Raw genomic sequence first — 7852 nt, forward strand, 5'->3', positions numbered from 1 at the left:
AAGCGATCTTCAACGCGGGGCTGGTTCCAAACGTCAAGGAAAACCCGCGCAATCGGAAGGCCCCGAAGCGTGGGCGGAAGCGGTTGTTCAATGCCGCCATCCATTCGTTACGGCTATGCGTGGAGCGAACTTTCGCGTGGGAAGATAAATTCAAGCGGTTGCTGTTGCGCTTCGAGTTCAAACAGCAGCGACACTACGGTATGAAACTGATGGCCTACACATTGATCAATCTGAGGCATTTCTGTGGCGCCTGAAACTCGCAACCACCTCAGAGCGACAGCGGCGTTTCCGCCGGCAGCGCCGCAAGCCAGCGCGCATAGACGCTCGGCCCGACCGCCGGCGTGAAAAGCGGGGCGGTCGGATAGCTCGTGTAGCGCGGCACGCGGCCGTCGTAACGGGCGACGAGCCGGTCGACGTCAAGAGCCGCCGTCGCCGAGCCGTCAAGGATTGCTGTCATGCTATGCGCCTTTGGAAAAAAATTCGACCGCTCCCAATCGTTCACGAAATCGGGTCGCCCAGCCAGCCGACGCCGATGAAACCGCGCCGCCGGCGTCACGCTTTTGCGGAAGGCGATGTCCCCTCTGCGCTTACGTTCTCGCTTCCGCGACCGGCAGGACGTTGGCCCGAGTCTACTCCGCCGCCTTTCGCATTTCAGGGTAGACGCAGTCGTTCACCGGCGCCCACCGCCGCAAGGGCAGGATGCGCGCGGTTGTGAACGGCAGGTCGAGCGTCTTCCATACATCGACAAGCGCCTCGACCAAATAAGACACATGCGACTCCGTGTGACGCGGCGTCGGCGTGATCCGCAGCCGCTCCGTTCCGATGGCGACGGTCGGGTAGTTGATCGGCTGGATGTAGATGTCGTGGCGGCGCAGCAAAAGATCGCTCGCCGCCTTGCAGCGCTCCGCATCGCCGACGATTACTGGCACGATATGGGACGGGTTCTCCCGCACCGGAATGCCCGCGGCCTGGAGGGCGTGCTTCGTGACCGAAGCCATATACTGATGGCCCTCGCGCTCGGCGTTGGAAACCTTGAGGTGACGAATGGCCGCACACGCGCCGGCGACGACCATCGGCGGCAGGGTCGTCGTAAAGATGAATTGGGGCGCGTAGCTTCGCACGGCGTCGACGATGATCGCGTCTGCGGCGATGTAGCCGCCAAGTGAACCGAAGCCTTTGGCAAGCGTGCCCTCGATAACATCGATGCGATCCGCGAGATCCTCGCGCTCAGAGATCCCGCCACCGCGGTCGCCATACAGGCCGACGGCGTGTACTTCGTCGACGTAGGTCATGGCGTTGTAACGCTCGGCGAGTTCGACGATCTTGCCGATCGGCGCGATGTCGCCGTCCATCGAGTAGAGGCTCTCGAACACGACAAGCTTGGCGCGGTCCGGATCCGCCGCCTTCAAGAGCTCTTCGAGATGATCAACGTCGTTGTGCCACCAGACTTTCTTTTCGCATCCGGACCTACGGACGCCCTCAATCATCGAATTGTGGTTGAGGGCGTCAGAGAGGATCAGGCAGTTCGGCATGAGGGACGCGATGATTGAAATACCCGCGAGATTCGAGATCCATCCGGAGGTGAAAACGAGCGCGGCCTCCTTGCCGTGAAGATCCGCGAGCTCCGCCTCGAGCTCGACGATGCGATGGTGGGTGCCGGAAATGTTGCGCGTGCCACCCGCGCCTGCACCGTGCAGGTCCGCCGCCGCGGTCGCCGCTGCGCGCACCTCCGGGTGCCCGCCCATGCCCAGATAATCGTTCGAGCACCAGATCGTTACATCGCGCGGCTTTTCGCCTCCGCCCGGGCGCCAGAGCGCCGTCGGGAAGCGGGATGCGTCACGCTCGAGGTCGATGAAGATGCGATAGCGGCGCTCGTCCTTCAGTCGCTGCACGGCTCTTGCGAAATGGGCGATTCGTTCGTCCTTATTCGTGGTCAGCATGACGTCCTCCGTCCAATCTTTCACGCGGCTGCGGCGCAACCTTCGAATGCGGCCTTGAGCCGCGCCCGGTCGAACCCTCGCCCTTTCGCGATTACCAATGGTTTCCTCTGCATTCGTGGGCCGAGCGCAGCCATGCTCGCCCGTCCCTCTCTAAACTCGAAACAGATCCAGTCCGCCTCGGTTCGGACAAGTCCGTGCACGCAATCGACTTTCCCAAAGGTTCCGGCCGCGATCGCCTCGAGCAGGCGCTCGATGTTGCGCGCGTCGCAGACAACCGGCGGGTGGGCCCTGAAGGCGCCGCCCAGGCCGCGCTCCTTGCTAAGACGCTCCTCCGGGTCATGGGCGCCGGCGAGCTCCCGCTCGACCCGAATCGCCGTCGCGAGAGGTCCATCCGAGCTGCGGCGACAGAAGGATCGCCACAGCGCATTGCCGTCCACGGGAACGACCAGGAACCAGTGCTCAACCACCGCCAGCGCCATCAGCGAACCAAGCATCGCAAACCCCGCGACGTCGACAGCGCTTGCTCCGCTGCGGCAGGCCGCAACGAAGAGCAGCGCCGAACCGGCCGTTCCTGCGGTCACCGATAGCGGAAAGAGCGCGTTCATCGGTCGCCGGGCCATGAAGCTCGACAGGAAGGCCAAGTGATTGGGGAGCATCTCGGTCCCGAGATTGGGAACGCCGAGGAACAGGTTGAGCTTCGCGCTCGCGTGCATCAGCCAGAGGATGACGTAGGTCCAGAGCGCGACCCTGTTCGGCTGATTGTGGGTCAGCGCGAACAGCGCAACGGCGCCGAGGAACGCGGCGAGTTCGTGATAGACGCTCGCGCCGATGGCCTGGACGAGGCGCGACACGGCGCTCGAGCCCGGAGCGCAGGCGCTCTTGTTTGGGCCGGTGACGAAGCCGGTGTAGAAGGCGAGAAGCTGCCAGCCCCAGACCACGATGCCGCAGGCGAAGGCGACATAGGCCGATTGCGCCGTCGCTTCGCTCGAAGTGACCGCAACGAGCCAAAGCGCGAGCGCGACGAGCGCGCTTGCGCCGACCATGCTGCCGATGTAGGTGCGCCGGTCCTGGCTATCCAAGAGCAGGATCAGGCCGGTCGAGCTCCACCAGAGCGCGACGGTCGCCAGGAACGGGGTCGCGTACGGGCACATCGCGGCCGCGCTCACCAGGCTGGCGCAAGCCGGATGCTCGCCGGCAGCGCGTTCGTTCGGCTCGGCAGCAGGTAGAGCCGCGCAAAGGTCAGCGCGGCTGCGCCCGACAGCGCGATTTTCCTGAGCCTACCGCCGATCCCGCCTTGAGCCTGCGCGTCCTCCATTTCGCGCGCGATCGTGTAGAGCCGCTCGAGCCCCTGCTGGAAGCGCGGATTGTCGACGTCGAGCGTGATCGGGAAGGTTTGGCGCGAAATCTCCGTGGTCAGGCGGAAGACGGCGAAATCGTACTCGGTCGGATCGAGCCCAATCGCCTGATGGAATGCCGGCCGGCAATGATCGCGCACGTACATGGTCGCAAACACCGCGAGCAGGAAGAACTTGATCCAGTAGACGTTGAGGCCGGAGATCAGCTTCGGGTTCGCGCGCATCAGGAGCGCGAAGGCTTCGCCGTGGCGGAACTCGTCGTTGCACCACTCCTCGAACCACTTGAAGATCGGATGAAAGCGGCGGTCAGGATGGCGCTCGAGCTGTCGGAAGATGGTGATGTAGCGCGAATAGCCGATCTTCTCGGACAGATAGGTCGCGTAGAAGATGAACTTCGGCCGGAAGTAGGTATACTTCTTCGACTTGGTCAAGAACCCGAGATCGACGCCAATGCCGAAATCCTTGAGCGTGTCGTTGATGAAGGCGGCGTGCCGGGCCTCGTCCCGGCTCATGAAGGTGAACAGCTCCTTCATGTCCTTGTTCTTGGCCCGCTTCTTCATCTCGGCATAGAGCACGCAGCCGGAGAATTCGGCGGTGATCGAACTGATCAGGAAGTCGCGGAACTCCTTGGCGAGTTCAGGCGAAAGGTTCGAGAAATCATCGTCGAACTCGTCCGTGCGATGGAAATGCCGCTTGTTTGGGTCGGACCGCATCTCGGCGATGAGTTGATCCCACTCCGCACGTACGGGCTCGACGTCGGTTCTGTCGAGTTCTTCGAAATCGGTCGTATAGAAGCGCGGGCTGAGCATCGTGTTTTCCTGCGCAGCGCGGGTCGCGTCGAACGGCGTCTCGGAAGCGGGGGAAGCGCTCACAATCTCCTCCTGTCGGTGAAGCTGACGTCATAGAGTTCGCCGAGCTCGAAATTGCCGGCGATGCGCGTCCAGACGCGTTCCGGGAGACCTGCTCGGGTGATCGTCGCCGTTCGCCGGACGACGATCCGCTCGCCAAAGGGCGCGTCGGTCGGTGGGTCCCGCACCAGCACCTCGTCGCCGGGGCGGATACTGTAATCGCTGTCGATGACGACATGCGCTTCGAGGGTCTCGGCCGAGCGCTCGATCTCGACGACGCACGGGGCCTCGAAGGTCCGTCTTCGCAGAGAGGCAAGAAGGCTCATCGTACGCCTCCCTGGGCCCGGAAGAGCTTGGCGAAGGCTCCCGCATTCGTTTCGCCAAAAGCTTCGAGCGCGGACGCGCCGGCCGGTTGCAGAATCGTCGAGCGACATGCGGCCGTCGTTCCAGAAGGTCAGGACGAAGGGGATTTCGTCGCCGAGTCCGGAGCGGCGGCGCTCGCGCGCAAGGCCACGCAGCGTCGCGCGCATGAAGCCGTTCGTCTCGGGCGCGATGCGATAGATCGCGGCGCCGTCGTCCGCGCGACGCACGAGAACGGCGCCATCGGGCTGATCGTCGAAGCGCATCGCCAGGCTCTGGACCGCCTCGGCGACCGGCGGCGCGGCGCGGCCAACACCGGACAGCCGCGCGGCCAGGGAGCCCGCGACTGTGATCGTAATCAGAATGGCGGCAAAGATCAGAACCTCCCTCGGCATTCCATGGGTCGGTCGCTTGATGGCATGGTCAGTCATCGTCGGCTCCTCAGGCCGCGCGCTCGGCGAGCGTCAGGGCGTCTGCGCGGGGCTCGCTCTTCGTCTCGCGAGCCTGCGCGGCTGCGGCGGCCGATTGCCCGGAGGCGTCTCGAAGGGCTGCGCCGAGCGTCTCGGCGACGACGGCGGCCTCGGCAACGCAGCGCAGGCACGGCTGCGGGTTGAGGATATGGAACGGACGGGCGTGTGGCCACAGAAGCCAGTAGCCGATTCGCCGACCCTTCAGGAGCGCAAGCGGAATGTCGCCTGTTCCGTCGCCATAGACGCGCGCCGCGGCCGAGCCGACGTCCTTGAAGGGGATATTGATGAAGATCGGCAGCGCGATGCCGACCTTGAACACCAGACGCCGGGACGTCACGACAAAAAGCGTCGTGCGTGCGGAGAGGAAACTGAGCGCCGCGACGATGGCGAGGGCCGCCGCTCCCAGACCCAGCGTCTTGACTCCGGCGAGCGCAGCCGCGCTCCAACCCTGCTCCGACGCCGGCCAGAGACTCCAGACCGTCAGGGCGACGAAATAGGCGGCGACGTAGTCCGCCCGGTAAGCGCGCCGTGCGAGACTGATCCACTGGGGCCTGCCATGCCAGAGGATCCGCTCTCCTTCCGGCACGTCAGCCGGCAGGAGCTTTTCGAGACTGACCGCCTTCATAGCAGCGGCTCCACGCGCGCCGGCGTGGCGTAGAGCGTTCCCGCTCCATAGTAGGCCGAGACCTTGTCTTCCTCGAGCAGCGTCACCTTGTCTGGATCCCTTGTCGTCGGCACGCCGGCGAACTGAGAGGCCAACAGGGCGTTGACGGTGACGCGGCGTCGTTTGGCGTCGACATCCGCGAAATAGACCGGAAGTAGGACGCGTTTGCCAGTCGAGAGCGCCACCTCATAGTAGCGGAGGATCGATTCGGCGCGGTCGACCCACAGATCGCTGATCACGCCCCCCTGGGCGCGGTCGGCCCCGTAGACTGCGTAGCCGCTCGGATTGGCGCTGTCCGCCGGAACCGCGAAATTCGTCGCGAGGCGGAGCGGCGCGATCAAGTCGCGCCCGTCGGCGGTCTTGTAGGTCTCGTCCGCCCGCTCGGCATAGCTGCCGGGCCCAACATTCGCGCGCATGGGATCGCCCGTCGGGGCGAGGGGCGCTCCCGGCCAGACTTCCGTCTTCCGCGCGCTGATCGGCCGCGCGTCGGCCTTGAAATTCGGAGCCTTGACTTCCCGGCCGTCGGCGCGCCAGAAAGTCTTCGGAGCCGGAATCCAGATGATGTCGCGCGGCTTGAAGCCCCGCTGAGCCTCGCTCTCCAGCGGGTAGCCCTCGCGCCGGTCCTCGCGGCGCAGGTAGAAGATCAAGCCCGCGAGGAAGAACCAGAATGCGTAGAGAACGATCTGTGCGACGTCCAAATTGCCGATGGCGCCTCTCATGACCCAATCCCTCCAGATTCTAGCCCGCCCGCGACGACAGGAGCGAGTTGCGACGGCTGAGCGCTGCGGAGATCGCTGCGCGGGCGAACAAGCGGCCCGATGGCGACAAGGGTCGCAAGCAAGAGAATGATTTCGACGGCGTAGACGAGCGTGTAGCCGGTGACCGGACTCGCGACCGCGTCGCCGAAGACGCCGGCCATCGCGAGAGAAGAGCCGACGTCGTTGACGACGCCGCTGAAGGCGACCGAGAGCCCGGCGGCTGTCGCCTGCGCGGCGCTCCAGGCGCCCAGAGCGAGCCCGCGATCCTCGGGCGTGGCGAGCGCTATCGAGGCGGTGAGCGTGCCGTGCGCGAACAGCCCGCCGCCGAAACCAATGAGCGCGACGCCGAGCCCGAACAGCGGGCCGGTTTCGAGCGGCGCGGACAAGATCACGCAAGCGAAGGCGACAACCCCGACGAGCGCGCCGAAGCCCGCGACGCGATGGGGATCGGCCCCCCGCGCCAGACGCCGCGCCGCGAGCAGGAGCCCAGCGCCGCCGCCGAGCGCGAGCATCGCGGTCAGCGCCGTGGTCACGCCAACCGGAAGATGAAGGATCTTGCCGCCATAAGGCTCGAGCAGAATGTCCTGCATACTGAAACCCGCGGTGCCGAGCGCGGTCGCGATCAGCCGGCGGCGCGTTTGCCCGACGCCTGCAAATTCGCTCCACGCGTCGAGGAAGCGAACGGGCCGCGACGGCGACGCGGTCAGCTTCGAATTCCGCGGCTCCTGTTTCCACAGCGCAGCGCAGTTCAGCACCATTGTCACGAGCGCGGCGCCCTGCACGACCTGAATGAGCCGGATTTCGCTGAAATGCCGCAAGAGGAGGCCGAACACGACAGCGCTCACCGCCATGCCGGCGAGCAGCATCGCGCACAGGAGCGCGACCACCCGCGGACGGGCGCGCTCGGGCGCGAGGTCCGTCGCGAGCGCGAGTCCGATCGTCTGAACGGTGTGCAGTCCGGCCCCGACGAGAAGGAAAGCGAGCCCTGCGGCCGCTTGCCCGGCCCAGATCGGGCCGGTCGTATCGCCGGACAGAATGAGCAGCGCGAACGGCATGATCGCGAAGCCGCCGAACTGAAGCAGCGTGCCGAACCAGATGTAGGGCACGCGCCGCCAGCCGAGGACCGACCGGTGATGGTCCGAACGGAAGCCGATCAGCGCGCGCAACGGCGCGAACAAGAGCGGCAGCGACAGCATGCAGGCCACGATCCAAGACGGGACCGCGAGTTCGACGATCATGACACGGTTCAGCGTGCCTATCAGAAGCACCACAGCCATCCCGACTGTCACTTGGAATAGCGACAGGCGCAGCAGGCGCCCCATCGGAAGCTCCGGCGTGGCCGCGTCCGCAAACGGCAGGAACCGCGGCCCGAGGCTCAGGAACCCGTGAACGATGGCCGCGCTAGGGCCGTTCATGACCGCGCGACCTCCAGCGCCTCGGAAATGTAGAAGCCGCTC

The 7852-nt window shown here is 65.4% G+C and carries 9 protein-coding genes; 1 reads left to right on the forward strand and 8 read right to left on the reverse strand.

All coding sequences use genetic code 11. From position 1 onward, the window contains the following. A partial coding sequence (locus tag ACLP25_RS16315; RefSeq protein WP_442470234.1) for a hypothetical protein occupies positions 1–254 on the forward strand: 254 nt, incomplete at its 5' end. 14 nt (positions 255–268) lie between these two features. Here the strand turns inward: ACLP25_RS16315 and ACLP25_RS16320 are convergent. The 8 genes from ACLP25_RS16320 to ACLP25_RS16355 all read right to left on the reverse strand — a co-directional run bounded on the left by ACLP25_RS16320 (position 269) and on the right by ACLP25_RS16355 (position 7810). Continuing rightward, positions 269–457, reverse strand: a complete 189-nt coding sequence (locus ACLP25_RS16320; RefSeq protein WP_442470235.1) for a hypothetical protein — start codon at positions 455–457, stop codon at positions 269–271. A 172-nt stretch (positions 458–629) separates the two neighbouring features. Beyond that, on the reverse strand, positions 630–1940 hold the full coding sequence (gene hemA, locus ACLP25_RS16325; RefSeq protein ID WP_442470236.1) for a 5-aminolevulinate synthase: 1311 nt from the start codon (positions 1938–1940) through the stop codon (positions 630–632). Between the two features lie 20 nt (positions 1941–1960). Then, a complete protein-coding gene (gene puhE / locus ACLP25_RS16330) occupies positions 1961–3091 on the reverse strand; it encodes a putative photosynthetic complex assembly protein PuhE (protein ID WP_442470237.1) in 1131 nt (376 codons plus the stop codon). A gap of 11 nt (positions 3092–3102) precedes the next feature. Next, entirely contained in the window at positions 3103–4167 is a 1065-nt protein-coding gene (gene acsF / locus ACLP25_RS16335) for a magnesium-protoporphyrin IX monomethyl ester (oxidative) cyclase (protein ID WP_442470238.1), read from the reverse strand. After that, entirely contained in the window at positions 4164–4934 is a 771-nt protein-coding gene (puhC, locus tag ACLP25_RS16340; protein ID WP_442470239.1) for a photosynthetic complex assembly protein PuhC, read from the reverse strand. The genes acsF and puhC overlap by 4 nt, the downstream gene beginning before the upstream one ends. A gap of 10 nt (positions 4935–4944) precedes the next feature. Beyond that, positions 4945–5598, reverse strand: coding sequence for a photosynthetic complex putative assembly protein PuhB (gene puhB, locus ACLP25_RS16345; RefSeq protein ID WP_442470240.1), 654 nt, complete (start codon positions 5596–5598; stop codon positions 4945–4947). Then, positions 5595–6356: a photosynthetic reaction center subunit H gene (gene puhA, locus ACLP25_RS16350; protein WP_442470241.1), complete on the reverse strand. Its 762-nt coding sequence runs from the start codon at positions 6354–6356 to the stop codon at positions 5595–5597. The genes puhB and puhA overlap by 4 nt, the downstream gene beginning before the upstream one ends. Beyond that, a complete protein-coding gene (locus ACLP25_RS16355) occupies positions 6353–7810 on the reverse strand; it encodes a BCD family MFS transporter (RefSeq protein ID WP_442470242.1) in 1458 nt (485 codons plus the stop codon). The genes puhA and ACLP25_RS16355 overlap by 4 nt, the downstream gene beginning before the upstream one ends. Positions 7811–7852: the final 42 nt, after the last annotated feature.

It is taken from the genome of Roseiarcus sp. (assembly GCF_052145395.1).
Classification (GTDB): Bacteria; Pseudomonadota; Alphaproteobacteria; order Rhizobiales; family Beijerinckiaceae; genus Roseiarcus.